Raw genomic sequence first — 16,922 nt, 5'->3', positions numbered from 1 at the left:
CCAACTCTAATGGGCGGGGGCCGGTGACGATGGCAGTGGCACTGTTCACGGGGCCCGTGGCAATCGGCGGGGGCGGGGGCCGAAGCCGCCGCCGGGATCAGAATTCCTGCCAGTCGCCGTCGCTGGGAGCGACGAAGCTGGAGCTGGAGGACGGGCTGGCACTGGAACGTCGGGCCGACGCCGGTGCGCCGGCAGGCTGCGGGCGACGTGCCGCCGCGGCCGGTGTGGGCGCGACGCGGGCGGTGACCGCCTTCACGGCAGCCGCCACCTGGTTGTCGAGGCGGAAGATCGCCACGGCGTCGGCCAGCTGCGCGGCCTGGTCTTCCATCGCCCGTGCGGCGGCGGTGGCCTCTTCGACCAGTGCGGCGTTCTGCTGGGTGGTTTCGTCCATCTGCACCACGGTCTGGTTGACCTGCTCTATGCCGGCCGACTGCTCCTGCGAGGCAGCGGAGATCTCGGCCATGATGTCGGTGACGCGCTGCACCGAGGCGACGATCTCGCCCATGGTGCTGCCGGCCTGGTGCACCAGGCTGGAGCCTTCGGCGACCTTGCCGACCGAGTCATCGATCAGGCCCTTGATCTCCTTGGCGGCGGCGGCCGAACGCTGGGCGAGGGTACGCACCTCGCTGGCGACCACGGCGAAGCCACGGCCCTGTTCACCGGCACGCGCGGCTTCCACTGCGGCGTTCAGGGCCAGGATGTTGGTCTGGAACGCAATGCCGTCGATGACGCTGATGATTTCAGCGATCTTCTTCGAGGAGGCTTCGATGGCCGACATGGTGGTGACCACCCGGCTGACCACGCTGCCGCCCTGCGACGCCACGCCCTGCGCGCCGATGGCGAGCTGGTTGGCCTGGCGGGCATGCTCGGCGTTCTGGCGAACGGTGGAGGTCAGTTCCTCCATCGATGCGGCGGTTTCTTCCAGGTTGGCGGCCTGCTGCTCGGTACGGCGCGACAGGTCGCTGTTGCCCGAGGCGATCTCGCCGGCGGCGAGGGTGATGCTGGAAGCGCTGGCCTGGATCTGGCCGACGATCTGGGTCAGCTGGCTGACGGTGCTGTTTGCATCGTCACGCATGCGGGCGAACACGCCCTGGTAGTCGCCCTGCATGCGCGTGGTCAGGTCGCCTTCGGCGATGGCCGACAGCAGCTGCGAGAGCTTGCCGAGGTTGTCATCGCTGACCGCCATCATCGCGTTGAGGTTTTCCAGCATCAGGCGGAAATCGTGATCGAAGCGCTGTGCATCGCCACGGCGGCTGAAGTCACCGGCGGCGGCCGCGGCGGCCAGCTGCTTGATTTCTGCGTTGATGCGGCCGAGGTTGGCCTTGACCGTGTCCACGGTGGTGGTCATGGCGGCTTTCTCGCCCGGGTAGCGGGCGACGTCGCGGCTGAGGTCGCCGACGGCGTACTGCTTCACCACGTCCAGTACGTCGTGCAGGGTCTGCACGTGGCTGCCAACCAGGGTGTTGGTTTCCTGCACCATCAGGCCGTACTCGCCGGGGAAGGCGCTGGCGTCCATGCGGTAGCTCAGTTCACCGGCGTCGTGGCGGCGCGCCATCTCGCGTTGGCCGCTGATGACCGCGTGCAGCTGCTGCTGCATGCGGGACATGGCCTCCAGCAGGCGACCGGTTTCGTCGTGCGGCTGCGGGCCGATGTGGCTGTCGAGCTTGCCCCGGGCGATGCCTTCGGCAACGGCGGTGGCCTGCTTGAGCGGGCCGGCGATGCGGTTGCCGATGATCCAGCTCAGGGCAAGCACGATCAGCACCAGGACACCCCCGGTGGCGCCCATGATGGCGGTGAAGACCATGGCCTGGCGCTGCACGTCTTCCATGTACACACCGCTGCTGATCACCCACTGCCAGGGCTTGTACAGACCGGCGTAGGAGGCCTTGTCGTACAGGCCTTCCTCGTTGGCCTTGGCCCATTTGTAGGACACCACGCCGCCGCCGGCGCGTGCGACCTGGACCAGGTCATGGAAAAGCTGCACTCCGTCTTCAGAGCGGAACTCCCGCATGTCCTTGCCGATGAGATCTTTGCGGAAGGGATGCATGAGGACGCGGTACTGGGTGTCGTACACGCTGTAATAGTAGGTGTCATGGTCGGCGCGCATGCGCGCCAATGCATCCAGCGCGGCCTGTCGTGCGGCTTCGTCGGTCAGTTCGCCACTGGCGGCCAGGCCGTGGTAGTGGTCGAGGATGCCGTAGGTCAGTTCGACCTGGGTCTTGAGGGAAGCCTTGCGGGTTTCGTTCAGATCCAGGTACTGCATGCGGGCGGCGATCACCGACAGCGCGATCACGCCGATCGCGATGAGCAGCGTCAGCAGGTTGAGCTTGCGCCGGACGGAGAGGTTGCTGAAGTAGTGTTGCCAGCGATGCAGGAGGTTCATGAAGCAGGCCAGTTCGAGACGGGCGGGCGGCGCCAGTACCGGTCAGGGCGCGACAGGCCGTGACAGAACGGTTATCGGCCGGGGGCGGGGAGATTTGAGGGCGTATTCAGAGTTCCTTGCAGCGGCGGCTGCGGCGCTGCCTGCGGCAGGCGTTTGAGCCAGGGCAACAGCAAAGGCAACAGCAACAGCGGTCTGTCGGCGTTTCGTTGTGTCGAGGGACGCGGGCCGGGGTGGGCAGGCGCGATACGCGGTGAATACGTCCATGTAGCTCGTAGGCGCCGTCCTTGGCGCCTACGGTCCCGCCTGCCCACCCCGGCCCGCCTCTTCGTGCATCGCCTCGGCGGACGGCGAGAGCGGTGTTTTCATCGGGGGCGGATAGAGGGGTCGGATCCGTTTTCCAAAGGAAAACGGCTCTGAGCCCGGACGAGCTGCAGCTGTTGCTTTTGCTCTTCTTTCTTCAATCCTGGGTGGACGCGCGGAAAACTGTCCGTGGCCGGGCGGGTGGGTTACGCAGGGGTGTTCGCGGCATGGATACCGCGGCCAAGCCCCCATGGACGGGTTCACCGCGTCCCCTGCGCAGCCCACCCGCCCGGCCAACCCACAGAATCCCAGCACAACAGCGCCCACCCCGAGGGGCTTCGCCGTTGGCTGTTTCCCCGGGAACCCCGGAAACGAAAACGCCCCGGCACGGGGCCAGGGCGTCTTCGAAGCCTGCGGCAGCAGGAATCAGAACTCCTGCCAGTCTCCGTCCGCCAGCTCGGCAGCCATCGGGCGACCGCCGGTGCTGCGGCGTGCCGGCGGTGCGGCCGGTGCCGGTGCCGGGGCTGCCACGCGCGGGGCCAGGGCCGGGGCGCGCGGGGCGACCACGGTCTCGGCTTCGTCCACCACGAAGATCGACACGGCCTCGCTCAGGTGGCCCGCCTGCTCTTCCATTGCACGGGCGGCGGCGGTGGCTTCTTCCACCAGCGCAGCATTCTGCTGGGTGGTCTCGTCCATCTGCACCACGGTCTGGTTGACCTGCTCGATGCCGGCCGACTGTTCCTGCGAGGCGGCGGAAATCTCCGCCATGATGTCGGTCACGCGCTGCACCGAGGCGACGATCTCGCCCATGGTCGCGCCGGCCTTGTGCACCAGTGCCGAGCCATCGTTGACCTTGCCGACCGAATCGTCGATCAGGCCTTTGATCTCCTTGGCGGCCGCGGCCGAGCGCTGTGCCAGGGTGCGCACTTCGCTGGCGACCACGGCGAACCCACGGCCCTGTTCACCGGCACGCGCAGCTTCCACCGCGGCGTTCAGTGCCAGGATATTGGTCTGGAAGGCGATGCCGTCGATGACCGAGATGATCTCGGCGATCTTCTTCGAGGACGCCTGGATGGCCGACATGGTGGTGACCACCTGGCCCACCACGTCGCCGCCCTGCGAGGCGACACCGTGTGCGCCGATGGCCAGCTGGTTGGCCTGGCGGGCGTGCTCGGCGTTCTGGCGAACGGTCGAGGTCAGCTCTTCCATCGAAGCAGCGGTTTCTTCCAGGTTGGCGGCCTGCTGCTCGGTGCGGCGCGACAGGTCGCTGTTGCCCGAGGCGATCTCGCCGGCGGCCGAGTTGATCGCGCGGCTGGACTGCTTGATGCGGGTGACGATCTCGCTCAGCTGCGCGGCGGTGGCATTGGCATCGTCACGCATGCGGGCGAACACGCCCTGGTAATCGCCGTGCATGCGCACGGTCAGGTCACCCTGCGACAGGGCCGCCAGCAGGCCGGAGATCTGCTCGATGCTGCCGGCGTTGGCGTCCAGCAGGCCGTTGATCTGCTGGGCCAGCTGCAGGAAGAAGCCTTCCTTGCCGTTGGCATCGATGCGGCCGGACAGGTCGCCGGCGGCGGCCTGGGCGATGACGCGGGCCACTTCGGCTTCGACCTGCGCTTCCTGGGTGCGGTCGCGCCATTCCACCACGTAGCCGACGGTGTCACCGGCTTCGTTGCGGATGGTCGAGGCCACCTGGGCGAACTGCGCATCGCCGTACTGCATCGGGCGGCGGGCGACGCCGTGGGCCTTAAGGTTGGCCACCAGGGTGGTGTCCATCTCGCCACGATGTTCCAGCACGGTCACCGGCTTGCCGACCAGCGACGCCTGGGCGTCGAAGTCCGGCAGGTCACGACGCACGTCATCCTGGTACTGGGCCAGGGTCTGCTGCAGGGCGCGGTTGCTGTAGACGATGGTGTTGTTCGGGTCGGTCAGGTAAACGCCGGTGGAGCTGTAGTCCAGGGCGGTACGGATGCGCAGGTTCTCGCGGGCGACGGCGGCATCGGTCTCGATGCGCTCGCGCAGGTCGCGCTGCATGCGCTGCATGGCCTGCATCAGTTCGCCCACTTCATCCTGGCGGCTGACGTCGATATGGCCGTCGAGCTTGCCCCCGGCGACGTCGTTGGCGACCGATACGGCGCCACGCACGCTGCCGACCAGGGCGCGGGCAAACAGCCACACCAGCACCAGGCCCAGCGCGGCGCCGCCAAACAGGGCGATCACCATCAGCGTGGCCGATGCGGCGTAAGTGGAGGACGCCTCGTCGCGCGACGCGCGAGCCAGGCGGTTGTCTTCGGCAATCAGTGACTCCAGCGCCGCCGTTGCCTTGTTGTGCTTTGTGCGCGTCTCGCCGACGAAGGTGTCGATGGCATCATCCGGCAGGTCCAGCTCCAGCATTTCGCTGACGCTGTCATATGAAGCCAGGGCTGCCTTCCAGTCCGCGGCGAAGGCATCAAAAAGCTTTTTCTGCTGCGCGTTGTCGATCATCTTGGGGTAATCGACCACGGCCTTGTCCATGCGCGCACGCACGTCCTTGGCGCGGTTGCGCGCGTCGGTCTTGACGTCGTCGCTGGCGCGGATCAGCTGCTGGTAGGCGGCGTTACGGTATTCACCCACCATGCCGCGCATTTCGCCGGCCATGCGGATGCTCTCCATCCGCGAGCCCGCCAGCTCGGTGGTGACGTTGTTCAGCGAATGCAGGCCACGATAGGCGACGATGCCCTGCAGCAGCATCACCAGCAGGATGACGCCGAACGTCAGCAGCAGCTTCGGCATCAGTTTGAGGTTGTTGATCCACGGCATGGGCGTTGTGATCTCCTAAGGCAGACGCGGCCGGGCGTCCGGCCCGGTTGCAGCAGACCACGCCGGCAGCAGCCGGCGTGGTGACGGACAGCGGATTACTTGATGTTGGCCAGCTTCAGGCTTGCCGGCGAGCTGACTTCGATTTCAGCGCGCGAGGCATCGCGCTGGATCTTGCCCAGCACGCAGACGGTCTTGCCTTCCAGGCTTTCCAGCGGGAAGTTGAACTTGCCGCGGTTCTCGCCGGCGATGCGGGCCGAGAAAGTGTGGCGCGGGAAGGCGCCGCCCATGTACAGGAAGGTCGGCTGGCCTTCGGAACCTTCCGCGAAGCGTGCCTTCTCGACCTTGCCGCAGACCATGCCGTCCTTGCCGACCGAGCGCGGTGCCATTTCCGGCGGGATCATGTCGGCCGACTGTGCGATGGCGGAAGAGGCAGTGGTGGCCAGGACGGCGGCCGTAACGAACGCAAGCAGGGACTTCATCGGGGTGATTCTCCGGGGATTGTGGTGGTCGATCCGGTCCTGCGCGCTCCTGCGCGACCGGGTTCCTGTCCCCCTATCGGCATCGCCGCGGGGAACTGAAGGGCTCGGTTACAGAAACGTGAGGGAAGTCCGTTGGCTCACGCAGCGGCGTCTTCGACCAGGCTGGCCTGGCCCATGTCGGCGCTGTCCAGCAGGGTTTCGATGTCCAGCAGGATCAGCATGCGGTCGTCCTGCGTGCCGATGCCGGAAATGAAGCGGGTATCGACGGCGGCGCCGAATTCCGGAGTGGGGCGGATCTGATCGCCCGACAGCGGGATCACGTCGGACACGCTGTCGACGACGATGCCGACCACGCGGTCATCCACGTTCAGCACGATCATCACGGTGAAGGCGTCGTAGGTCGCGTTCTCCAGGCGCAGCTTCAGGCGCAGGTCGATGACCGGAACGATGGTGCCGCGCAGGTTGATGACGCCCTTGATGTAGTCCGGCGCGTCCGGCACGCGGGTGACCGCGTCGTAGCCACGGATTTCCTGCACCTTGAGGATGTCTACGCCGTAGTGCTCGGCGCCGAGGGTGAAGCTGAGGAATTCGCCACCGGCGCTGGCGGTGGAGCTGGTCTTGTCGTTCATCGAGGGTCCTGGTCTGCCGGAAGTCCCGGTGTCAGGCTCGATATCGGCCCCGTCGGTGGGGACTTTAGGTGGGTAGGTACGTCATCCACGCATGGCGTGGATCTACCGGGAGGGGCGTCATCCACGCATGCCGTGCACAATTCGGTAGCGCCGGGCCATGCCCGGCGGTGCGTGGGCAGGCCGCCGGGCATGGCTCGGCGCCACCCCTCACATCTCGCCGTTCTGGCGCGCCTTGCGCTGGCGGTCGATGCGGAAGATGTAACGCTGGATGGCGCTGTCGCCACCACGCGGCAGGTCGTCGAAGCGCATGCCGATGCGCTTGACCTCGATGCCGTTGGGTTGCCGCTGCGGCAGCATGTTGCAGACCACCAGCGTGATCTGCAGGTCCGGGCCATCAGGCATCGACAGCACGGCGTTGTAGCGCTTCTGCAGGCTGAACACTGCGCAATCGCTGGGCACGGTAACGGCCAGGCCGCCGCCGCTGATGTCCACCACGCGCATCGACAGCGCGTCGCTGCCCACTTCGCCGGCGGGCAGGGCCAGTTGCGGCGAGTCGGTGATGGGTGTCGCCAGGCGGTACAGCTCGCGCCGCTGCAGGTGCACCAGTTCTTCGGGCAAAGGCGCGCGGAAGGCGACGTGGCCCTCGTTGTCCACCCGCTGCAGTTCGTGCAGGCGAAAGCGCACCAGCACCCGTTCCAGCTGGGCGAAGCAGAGCAGGTGATCGGCTTGTTCAGCGGCGCGGTTGGAGGCTTCCTGCAGACTGCCATCGAGCAGCAGGAAATCATTGTCCTCGTCCAGGTCAAGCAGGGCGGTCGGGAAGGAGCGATCACGACCGTCGATGTGTGCGTTGATCAACGAGCGCTGGTCGATCAGCGAACGCAGCAGCTGGCGCAGCTGACGGGGATTGCGCACCAGAAAGCGTTCGTCGGCGGCGTCGGCCGCGTGGGCATCGTGCTGGTCGTTGTCGTGGCCGTCGGACATGGAATCTTGGTTCTGGGGCGGGGACCGTCACGCACTGGCGCGGGGCTCGAAAGAGGTATCGGCCGGGGTCGGCAATTATGAAGTGTGAAATGCATCACTTTCCATGGGCAGTGCCGCCGCCCTGATGCGGGTCCGGTCATGCCGCGACCGGACCCGCTGTGGGTCAGAACTCCTGCCAGTCGCCGTCACCGGCCAGCGCAGGCTGCGCGACCGGCTTGCGTGCAGGGGTGCGTGCCGGGCTGGCCGGCGTTGCGGCCTTGCGTGCGGCCGGGGCGGCCGCGGCAACGCGCGGTGCGGCCGGCGACAGGCCGGGAGTGGCCAGGCGGAAGCGGGCCACGGCTTCGCCCAGCTGCGCGGCCTGGTCTTCCATCGCCCGTGCGGCGGCCGTGGCTTCTTCCACCAGTGCGGCGTTCTGCTGGGTGGTTTCGTCCATCTGCACCACGGTCTGGTTGACCTGTTCGATGCCGGCCGACTGCTCCTGCGAGGCAGCGGAGATCTCGGCCATGATGTCGGTCACGCGCTGCACCGAGGCGACGATCTCGCCCATGGTGCTGCCGGCCTGGTGGACCAGCGTCGAGCCTTCGGCGACCTTGCCGACCGAGTCATCGATCAGGCCCTTGATCTCCTTGGCCGCTGCGGCCGAGCGCTGGGCGAGGGTACGCACTTCGCTGGCGACCACGGCAAAGCCGCGACCCTGTTCACCGGCACGCGCCGCTTCCACCGCGGCGTTCAGGGCCAGGATGTTGGTCTGGAAGGCGATGCCGTCAATGACGGTGATGATTTCGGCGATCTTCTTCGACGACGCTTCGATGGCGGACATGGTGGTGACCACCTGGCCGACCACCTCCCCACCCTGCGAGGCGACCCCGTGTGCACCGATGGCCAGCTGGTTGGCCTGACGGGCGTGTTCGGCGTTCTGCTTCACGGTGGAGGTGAGTTCCTCCATCGATGCTGCGGTCTCTTCCAGGTTGGCGGCCTGCTGTTCGGTACGGCGCGACAGGTCGCTGTTGCCCGAGGCGATCTCGCCGGCGGCCAGGGTAATGCTGGAAGCGCTGGCCTGGATCTGGCCGACGATCTGGGTCAGCTGGGCAACGGTGGTGTTGGCGTCGTCACGCATGCGGGCGAACACGCCGTGGAACTGGCCGTCCATGCGCGCGGTCAGGTCGCCTTCGGCGATGGCCTGCAGCAGCTGCGAGAGCTGGCCCAGGTTGCCGTCGGCCACCTGCATCATGGAGTTCAGCTGCTCGATCATCACCTTGAAGTCATGGTCGAAGCGATCGGCGTCGCCGCGCTGGCTGAAGTCGCCTGCGGCCGCGGCGTTGGCCAGCTGCTGGATCTGCGTGTTGATGGCCAGCAGGCTGGCCTTGGCCCCATCCATCGATTCGTGCAGGATGGCCCGGCTGCCGGGCAGGCGGCGCGCGTCCGGTGCCAGATTGCCGATGGCGTATTGGTTGAGTACCTCGATGGCATCAACGATTGCATCGAGGTGTTCGAAGATGACGGTATTGATGCCGCTGGCCAGCTGGCCGTAGACGCCGGGGAAATCTTCAGGGATGCGATGGCTGATGTCCGGCCCTGCATGCATCTGCGCCATCAGCTGGGTCTGCTCTGAGAAGCGGCGCAGCATGGCGGTCATCTCGCTGGTCGCGGCGAGCATGCGACCGGCCTCATCCTGGCTGGTGGCCTGGGTATTGACGCTGAGATCGCCGCGAGCGACGGCCTGGATGGCGGTAAGTGCCTTGCCAAGTGGGCCGGTGACCGCGCGGGAGATGACGATGGCCAGTGCGGCTGCGAGCAGGGACAGCAGTACCACGCAGCTGACCACGGCGATGATGCTGTTGCGGTGGGTGGCGTTGGCGCCTTCGATCTTGCCCTGCATCTGCTTGCTGAGGAATCCGCTCAGAGCTTTCAGGTCATCGAACGCCTTGCGCCGTGCCGGCCGCGATTGCTCGTCGGAAATCTGCTGTGCCAGCGCGGCGTCGCCGCTGTTCACTGCTTCACGCAGCCTGGCGTTTGCAGCGAGATAGGCATCTACGTCGGCTTTCACCGGCGTGAACAGCGCGCGCTCGGCGTCACTGGCAGGAATGACGGCGTAGGCCGCCAACTCAGCGCGTACCGTCTGCGCGGTGTCATCCATGCGCTTGTTGTAGTCGGCAACCCGGTCAGGCTGGTCCAGCATGGTCAGCAGGGCCATCTCGTAAGTGCGGAACTCGCCCAGCAGCGAGCGCGCCTCGCCCAGGTGCTGCAGCGACGGCATGTCGTTGGTCGCCATCGAGCCCAGCTGTGCATTGGCTTCGGAGAGGCGCAGCAGCGCAAAGACGCCCAGGACCACCGTCATCAGGGTGGTCAAGGTGAAACCCAGCGCCAGCTTGCGGGCGATGGGCAGATCGTGGAACCACTTCATGAAATGCTCCAGGTGGCAGTGGAGCCGCGCGCGGGCGGCCTTGGAAGGGGCAATGCGTAACGGGGTGGCTGGGCGTTCTGATAGTGACCGCCGTCACAGACAGATAGCGGCGTCAGCGGTGAGGACTTTAAGATCGATGTCACATTCGCTGACCGGACGAGATGACGTGGAAACCGCTGCAGCACCATTGCCTTGGCTCGCGTAGCTGGTTTCAGGTGCAACCGCCGGCACGACCAATGTCACACAACGCGGTGAGCGTGATTGAAGCGCGCGCAAACAAAAACGCCGCCCCTGCGGGCGGCGGTTCGGGGACAGCGCAGTGCGGTGGGTCAGGCGGCCTGCGGCACGCGCAGCGAGCGCACCAGGCCACCGATGTCGACGATCAGGGCGACACGGCCGTCGCCGAGGATGGTGGCACCAGACACCCCGCCGATGCGGCGGTAGTTGTTCTCGATGTTCTTCACCACCACCTGCTGCTGGCCGACCAGTTCGTCCACTTCCAGCGCGATCTTCTGCCCATCGCCTTCAACCACCACCACCAGCGATTCGCTGTTGGCGCTGCGGGTGCCATAGCCGTAGTACTCGCTCAGCGAGAGGATCGGCAGGTACTCGCCACGCACGCGCAGCACGCGGCCTTCGCCGGCCATGCTGCGGATGTCCTCGGGCTGCGGCTGCAGCGCTTCCAGCACGTAGGCCAGCGGCAGGATCAGGGTTTCGCCGGCCACCGCCACGGTCATGCCGTCGAGGATGGCGAGGGTGAGCGGCAGGCGGATCAGCGTGCGCGTCCCGCTGCCCAGGCTGCTTTCGATCTGCACTTCACCACCCAGTGCCTGGATGTTGCGGCGGACCACGTCCATGCCCACGCCGCGCCCGGACAGATCGGTCACCGCATCGGCAGTGGAGAAGCCGGGCTGGAAGATCAGGTCCCAGACCTGCGAATCGGTCGGGTTGTCCGGCACGGCCAGGCCGCGTTCGTGCGCCTTGGCCAGGATCTTGTCGCGGTTCAGGCCGCGTCCGTCGTCGCTGACTTCGATGACGATGTGGCCGCCCTGGTGCGAAGCGGCCAGGGTGATCGTACCGGTCTCGTCCTTGCCTGCGTCACGACGCACGTCCGGCATTTCCAGGCCGTGGTCGATCGAGTTGCGGACCAGGTGGACCAGCGGATCAGCGATCTTTTCGATCAGGCCCTTGTCCAGTTCGGTGCCTTCGCCGACGGTGCGCAGGCGCACCTGCTTGCCGAGGCGGGTCGAGAGGTCGCGGACCAGGCGCGGGAAGCGGCGGAACACCGCATCGACCGGCAGCATGCGCACGCCGATCACTGCTTCCTGCAAGTCGCGGGTGTTGCGTTCAAGCTGGTCCAGGCCGGCGAACAGGCTTTCGGCATGCACCGGGTCCAGTGCGTGCGAGACCTGCTTGAGCATGGCCTGGGTGATGACCAGTTCACCGACCAGGTTGATCAGTGCGTCGACCTTGTCCACGCTGACGCGAATCGAGGTTTCCGCTTCCTGTGCACCGCCACCGCTGGCGGCCGGCGCGGCGGGGGCGGCTGCAGCCACCGGTGCAGCGGGGGTGGAAGGGGCAACAACGGGTGCAGCGGGGGCCTGGGTGGCCAAGCTCGGCGGCGCAGCCGGACGGATGTCCAGTTCGCAGTCGTCCAGCACCCAGGCGAAGGTGTCTTCGATCTTGCTGCGCGGTACCTTGCCGACCAGGCCCAGGTCCCATGCCAGGTGGGCCTCGAGCGGATCGAGCTGGGCGAAGCCGGGCAGGCGCTCCATGCGCGCGGCCACCTGCAGCGAACCCAGATGTTCCAGTTCGCGGATGATGCGCAGCGGGTCGTTGCCGCTCATGAACAGCGACGGTGCCGGGGTGAAGCCGATCTGCCAGGCTTCGGGCGTGTCGTCGACCTTGGCTTCGGCAGCGGCCGGAGCGCTCGCGGCCACCTGGCCGGACAGCACGGCTTCCAGGCGCGCCTTCACCGCGGCGACGGCGGCCGGATCAGCGGCCTGGCCGTGCTCGGCTTCGCGCAGCAGGGCGCGCAGCACGTCTACCGAGGACAGCATCGCGTCCACTGCGGCCGGTTCCAGCGCGCGCTTGCCGGCACGCAGCTCATCCAGCAGCGTTTCCAGCACATGGGTCAGGCCGGCGATCGCATCGAATCCGAAGGTGCCGGCGCCACCCTTGATGGAGTGGGCGGCGCGGAACACCGAATTGATGATCTCCGGGTCCTGTTGCCCCGATTCCAGGGCCAGCAGGCCGGCCTCCATCGCGTCGAGGCCTTCGCGGCTCTCCTCGAAGAAGGTGGCGTGGAAGCGTTGCAGGTCCATGCTCATGGCAGAGGCAATCCGGAAACGTGGGGAAGGGGGCGGTTCAGGGGTGCCGGGCGATCAACCCAGCACCTTCTGCACGGTGGCGACCAGCTGTTCGGGGTTGAACGGCTTGACCAGCCAGCCGGTGGCACCGGCGGCCTTGCCTTCGGACTTCTTGTCCGCAGCCGACTCGGTGGTCAGCATCAGCATCGGGGTGAACTTGTAGTCCGGCAGCTGGCGCAGCTCGCGGATCAGGCTGATGCCATCCATGTTTGGCATGTTGACGTCGGTGACCACCGCGTTGAAGCGCTGGCCCTTGGCGCGACCGAGCGCGACCGCGCCGTCTTCGGCTTCTTCGACGGCAAAACCGGCCGAGGTGAGGGCGAAGGAAACCATCTGGCGCATCGACGCCGAATCGTCCACCACCAAGATACGTGCGCTCATGCAGCGTTCTCCACAGATTTCAGGTTGTCATGGGGTACGTCCAGGCCCAGGGCCTGGGTGACGCCCAACAGGCGGGCGGCGTCACGGAAGGTTGCAGTGCAACCGTGGAAGCCGGTGCCCAGGCCCGCCTCGCGGCGCGCCTGCACGAACGCACACAGCACCTGCACGCTGGCCGTGTGGATGCGACCGACCTGGCTTGCGTCCAGGGTCAGTTCGCCTGCTTCCGCCACGAGGGGCGAAAGGCGGTTCTTGAGCTCGGTGCTGTTCTCGATGCCGAGATCGTCACCCAGTTCGACAGTGCTCATCGTTGCTCCGGACAAACGGTTCCGAGATCCATAACGGCACCCGGCAGGGGTTCTTTAGGGTTGAATCGAGTGGCGGCGTACCCACGCGGGCGCGTTCAGTAGAGCCACGCCATGCGTGGATGGCGATTACCCCAACAACCGCGTCGCATCAAGCAGGATCATCGGCCGCTGGCTGATGCGGGCCACGCCGCGGAACAGCTCGTTGGAGATCTGGCAGATGCGGGCGGTATCGGGCGGCTCGATCTGCGAATCGGTGAGGCTGGCCACGTCCTCGACCGCGGAAACCCGCAGGCCGAGGGTTTCACCATTCTCTTCCAGCACCACGATGCGGGTCTGCGCATCGTCTTCGGCGGTGGCCGCGCCCAGGTGGATGCCCAGGTCCATCACCGGCACCACCTGGCCACGCAGGTTCATGATGCCGAGCATGGCCGGGGCCGTGCCGCGCAGCGGCAGCAGCGGTACGGGCAGCACCACTTCCTGCACCTTCAGCAGTTCCAGTGCATAGGCCTGGGTGCCACAGCGCAGGCGCAGCCAGCGCGAGGTGCGTTCGGCGGCGCGGCGGTTGTGCGGGTTGGCGCCATGCGGCGGCTGGTGGGCCTGCGCCTGCAGTTCCTGCCAGCTGCCGGGGCGGATGCCGGGCGGCGCATCGAGGGCAACGCGCGGCGGCGGTGCGACGGCGGCGCGTGCGGCCGGCGCTGGGGCAGGGCGGGGCGTAACCGGGGTCGGTGCTGCGGGCACGACCGGCGCCGGCGGCGGCGCGGTCTCGCCTACGGCGGCGGCCTCGAAGGCGGCCTGCAGGGCAGGGCTGTCGGTGTGCGCCAGGCGATGGCTGTCGGCGCTGTCGGTTTCGTAGATCACTTCGTCCGGCAGATCGTCCCAGGTGGGCTTGGGGGCGTCCGGTTCGGTGGTGGGTTCGGGCGCCGCTGCGCTCGTCGGGTGTGGCCCGGCGCTATCGGCGCTATTGGAGCTGTCGCCGGTCTCGTAGATCACTTCGTCCGGCAGATCGTCCCAGGTCGGTTCACGCTCCAGCGCCGCTGCGCTCGCCGGGCATGGCCCGGCGCTACCGGCGGCTTCGAAGGCGGCTTCCAGCGCGGCATCGTCCGCGGCAGCGGTCACGGCGATATCACCGGTTTCGTAGATGACCTCGGCCGGCAGGTCGTCCCAGGTCGGTTCGCGCTCGGGCGCGGGCGCGGCGGCGACCGGCGCCGGCGGTGCGGCGACGGCGATGGCCTCGCCCAGCAGCTCGTCCAGATAGTCGTCCAGCACGCCGGGGGTGTTCATGCTGCCTGCTCCAGGGCTCGCGCGTCTTCGCCGAGGATCCAGTTCAGCGCACGGCGATAGGCCGCCAGGCCGCGGCCCGGATAGTCCTCGCCCACGCTGGGCAGGGTCAGGCCGGCGGCGTTGCTGATGCGGGTGTCGATCGGGATCGCGTCTTCCCACACACGGGTGCCGTGGCGGTCCTGCATGGTGCGCAGCGATTCGTTGCCGGCGCGGGTGCGACGGTCGAACAAGGTCGGCAGGATCGAGATCGGCAGCGGACGGCGGCGCGAGCGCTCGACCATCTCGCCGGTGCGTACCATGCCGTCCAGGCCGTGCAGGGCCAGCGGCTCGGCCTGGGTCGGAATGATGAGACGGTCGGCTGCGGCCAGCGCGTTGATCATCAACAGGCCGAGGGTGGGCGCGCAGTCCAGCAGGATGTAGTCGTGCTGGCCGTGGTGGCGGGCCAGCGCATTCTGCAGCGCCAGGCCCAGGCCCGGCTGGTTGGCGCTGCGCCGTTCCAGGGTCGCCAGCGAGGCCTGCGCGCAGACGTAGTCCAGGCCGCCGATGCTGCTGGGGTGGCTCAGCGTGGACAGCTCGGCCGGCGGGGCGCCGAACAGCTCCAGCACGCCGGCCGGCGCCGGCTCGACCGGCACGCCGAAGGCGCGCGTGAGTGAGGCGTGCGGGTCCAGGTCGATCAACAGCACGCGGTGGCCCTGTGCGGCCAGGCCGCGACCGAGGGCGAGGGTGGTGGTGGTCTTGCCGACTCCACCCTTCTGGTTGGCGACTGCCCAGATGCGCATCGGGTTACTCCTTCATTGCCGGGGGAACGGCGGCGCCGACGCGGCTGCCAGCCGGCACCGGCGGCAACTGCACCGGTGCGATGGGGGGAACGGGGGCGCTGCGCGGTGCGGCAGCAGCTTCGGTGGTCGCGCCGGCGGCGGCACTGCCGCCACCTGCAGCGGCATTCAGGCGATCGCCCAGCGGATCGACCGCATGGCTGGTGTCGGCCAGAATGATGACCATCACCCGCCGGTTGCGGTTGCGGCCCTGCGCGCTGTCATTGGCGTCGCGCGGGCGGAACTGGCCGTAGCCCACCATGGCCAGCCGCGAGGGCTGCACGCCCTGGTCGGCGAACAGGTGCACCACGCTGGCGGCGCGACCGGCCGAGAGCTCCCAGTTGGACGGGAACGTGGCGGTGGCGATCGGCACGTCGTCGGTGTGCCCTTCCACGCGCACGCTGTTGGGCACGTCCCGCAGTACGTCGGCCAGGCTGGCCAGGGTCTGCCGTGCGTGCACGTCCAGCGCGGCCGAGCCGGTCGGGAACAGGATGTCGCTGTTGATCTCGACTTCGATCCACAGCTCGGTGCGGCGCACGCTGATCATGCCGCGATCGATCAGCGGCGACAGCGCGGCGGTCAGTCGATCGGCGATGCTGTTGAGCTGGCGCTCGGCGCGCGCGATCTGTTCCTGGTTGTGCACAGAGACCGGCATGCGCATCTGCGAGGCCATCGCCGGCAGCAGGGTGGGGTCGTGGGTGGGCGCGGGTGCGGACGGACCGATCTTCGTGCCCGACTTGATTACAGAGGGGCTGTCCCAGCCGCCGCCCTGCACCTGCTTGTTGCCCACCTGCACCGGGTTGATGGTGCGCGGCGCACCGCCGAAGGCATCGGTCAGGGCATCGGCCATGATCCGGTACTTGCCCTCGTTGACCGAGGAAATGGCATACATGACCACGAAGAAGGCGAGCAGCAACGTCATCAGGTCGGCATAGGGGATGGCCCATGCCTCGTGATTGGCGTGCTCTTCGTGGTGCTTGCGGCGGGCCATGTCAGTGCAGGAAGCCGGTGAGGTTGGTTTCGATGTTGCGCGGGTTCTCGCCCTGGGCGATCGAGATCAGGCCTTCGATGACCATTTCGCGATCGCGGGTGGTGTGCGCGATCACGCCCTTCAGCTTGGCGGCGATGGGCAGGAACAGCAGGTTGGCCGAGGCGATGCCGTAAATGGTTGCGGTGAACGCGGCGGCGATGCCGTGGCCCAGCTTGCTGGGGTCGGCCAGGTTCTTCATCACTGCGATCAGGCCCAGCACGGCGCCGATGATGCCCAGGGTCGGTGCATAGATGCCCATTGCCTCGAAGACCTTGGCCGCGGCCTGGTCCTGGTGTTCCTGGCCGCTCAGTTCGATTTCCAGCATGTGCCGGATCGATTCCGGCTCCACGCCATCGACCAGCAGCTGCAGGCCCTTGCGCAGGAACGGGTCGCGCTGTGCTTCCACCTGCGATTCCAGGCCCAGCAGGCCCTGGCGGCGGGCGATGTTGCTCCACTCGACGATCTGCTTGATCAGTTCGTGGCGATCGCTGTGCGGCGGGCGCACGACCCAGCGCACGATCTTGAAGGCGTGCTTGAACACCGCCGGGGCGGTGTGCAGCAGGATTGACGCCACGGTGCCGACGATCACGATCACGAAGGCGGCAGGCGACCACAGCGAAGCCAGGCCGGCGCCTTTCAGGATGCTGCCGCCGACCAATGAGGCCAGGGCGAGAAAGAGTCCAATAAGGCTGAGTCTATCCATGGGTCCGGTATCGGCTTGTGTGAATGGGACTTGAGACACCGGTAGATCGTGTACAGACGGTAG

General features: G+C 67.4%; 13 protein-coding genes. All 13 read right to left on the bottom strand.

Going from position 1 to position 16,922, the window contains the following annotated elements:
- Positions 1-97: 97 nt before the first annotated feature.
- The 13 genes from AC1VXD_RS07030 to AC1VXD_RS06970 all read right to left on the bottom strand — a co-directional run bounded on the left by AC1VXD_RS07030 (position 98) and on the right by AC1VXD_RS06970 (position 16,859).
- Positions 98-2,383, bottom strand: a complete 2,286-nt coding sequence (locus tag AC1VXD_RS07030; RefSeq protein ID WP_482991456.1) for a methyl-accepting chemotaxis protein — start codon at positions 2,381-2,383, stop codon at positions 98-100.
- Positions 2,384-3,109: 726 nt separating this feature from the next.
- Positions 3,110-5,482, bottom strand: coding sequence for a methyl-accepting chemotaxis protein (locus AC1VXD_RS07025; protein WP_482991455.1), 2,373 nt, complete (start codon positions 5,480-5,482; stop codon positions 3,110-3,112).
- Positions 5,483-5,577: 95 nt separating this feature from the next.
- Positions 5,578-5,961: a hypothetical protein gene (locus AC1VXD_RS07020; protein WP_482991454.1), complete on the bottom strand. Its 384-nt coding sequence runs from the start codon at positions 5,959-5,961 to the stop codon at positions 5,578-5,580.
- A 137-nt stretch (positions 5,962-6,098) separates the two neighbouring features.
- Positions 6,099-6,590 carry a chemotaxis protein CheW gene (locus AC1VXD_RS07015; RefSeq protein ID WP_108768775.1) on the bottom strand — a complete coding sequence of 164 codons (492 nt, stop codon included), beginning with the start codon at positions 6,588-6,590 and terminating at the stop codon, positions 6,099-6,101.
- Between the two features lie 207 nt (positions 6,591-6,797).
- The gene (locus tag AC1VXD_RS07010) at positions 6,798-7,571 is read right to left on the bottom strand and encodes a flagellar brake protein (RefSeq protein WP_482991453.1); all 774 of its coding nucleotides are present in this window, start codon (positions 7,569-7,571) and stop codon (positions 6,798-6,800) included.
- 163 nt (positions 7,572-7,734) lie between these two features.
- A complete protein-coding gene (locus AC1VXD_RS07005) occupies positions 7,735-9,975 on the bottom strand; it encodes a methyl-accepting chemotaxis protein (RefSeq protein ID WP_482991452.1) in 2,241 nt (746 codons plus the stop codon).
- A 329-nt stretch (positions 9,976-10,304) separates the two neighbouring features.
- Entirely contained in the window at positions 10,305-12,305 is a 2,001-nt protein-coding gene (locus tag AC1VXD_RS07000; protein WP_482991451.1) for a chemotaxis protein CheA, read from the bottom strand.
- 54 nt (positions 12,306-12,359) lie between these two features.
- A complete protein-coding gene (locus AC1VXD_RS06995) occupies positions 12,360-12,725 on the bottom strand; it encodes a response regulator (RefSeq protein WP_070207889.1) in 366 nt (121 codons plus the stop codon).
- Entirely contained in the window at positions 12,722-13,030 is a 309-nt protein-coding gene (locus AC1VXD_RS06990) for an STAS domain-containing protein (RefSeq protein ID WP_079221799.1), read from the bottom strand. Before AC1VXD_RS06990 ends, AC1VXD_RS06995 begins: the two co-directional genes overlap by 4 nt.
- Before the next feature lie 126 nt (positions 13,031-13,156).
- Positions 13,157-14,311, bottom strand: coding sequence for a chemotaxis protein CheW (locus AC1VXD_RS06985; RefSeq protein WP_482991450.1), 1,155 nt, complete (start codon positions 14,309-14,311; stop codon positions 13,157-13,159).
- Complete coding sequence (locus AC1VXD_RS06980; RefSeq protein WP_200751847.1) at positions 14,308-15,090, bottom strand: ParA family protein; 783 nt, start codon at positions 15,088-15,090, stop codon at positions 14,308-14,310. The genes AC1VXD_RS06985 and AC1VXD_RS06980 overlap by 4 nt, the downstream gene beginning before the upstream one ends.
- 4 nt (positions 15,091-15,094) lie before the next feature.
- The gene (gene motD / locus AC1VXD_RS06975) at positions 15,095-16,117 is read right to left on the bottom strand and encodes a flagellar motor protein MotD (protein WP_482991449.1); all 1,023 of its coding nucleotides are present in this window, start codon (positions 16,115-16,117) and stop codon (positions 15,095-15,097) included.
- A gap of 1 nt (position 16,118) precedes the next feature.
- Positions 16,119-16,859: a flagellar motor protein gene (locus AC1VXD_RS06970; RefSeq protein WP_482991448.1), complete on the bottom strand. Its 741-nt coding sequence runs from the start codon at positions 16,857-16,859 to the stop codon at positions 16,119-16,121.
- Positions 16,860-16,922 lie beyond the last annotated feature (63 nt).

It is taken from the genome of Stenotrophomonas sp. STEN054 (assembly GCF_056854535.1).
The sequence above is the reverse complement of the archived record's forward strand: the minus strand, read 5'-3'. Positions and strand labels throughout refer to the sequence as shown.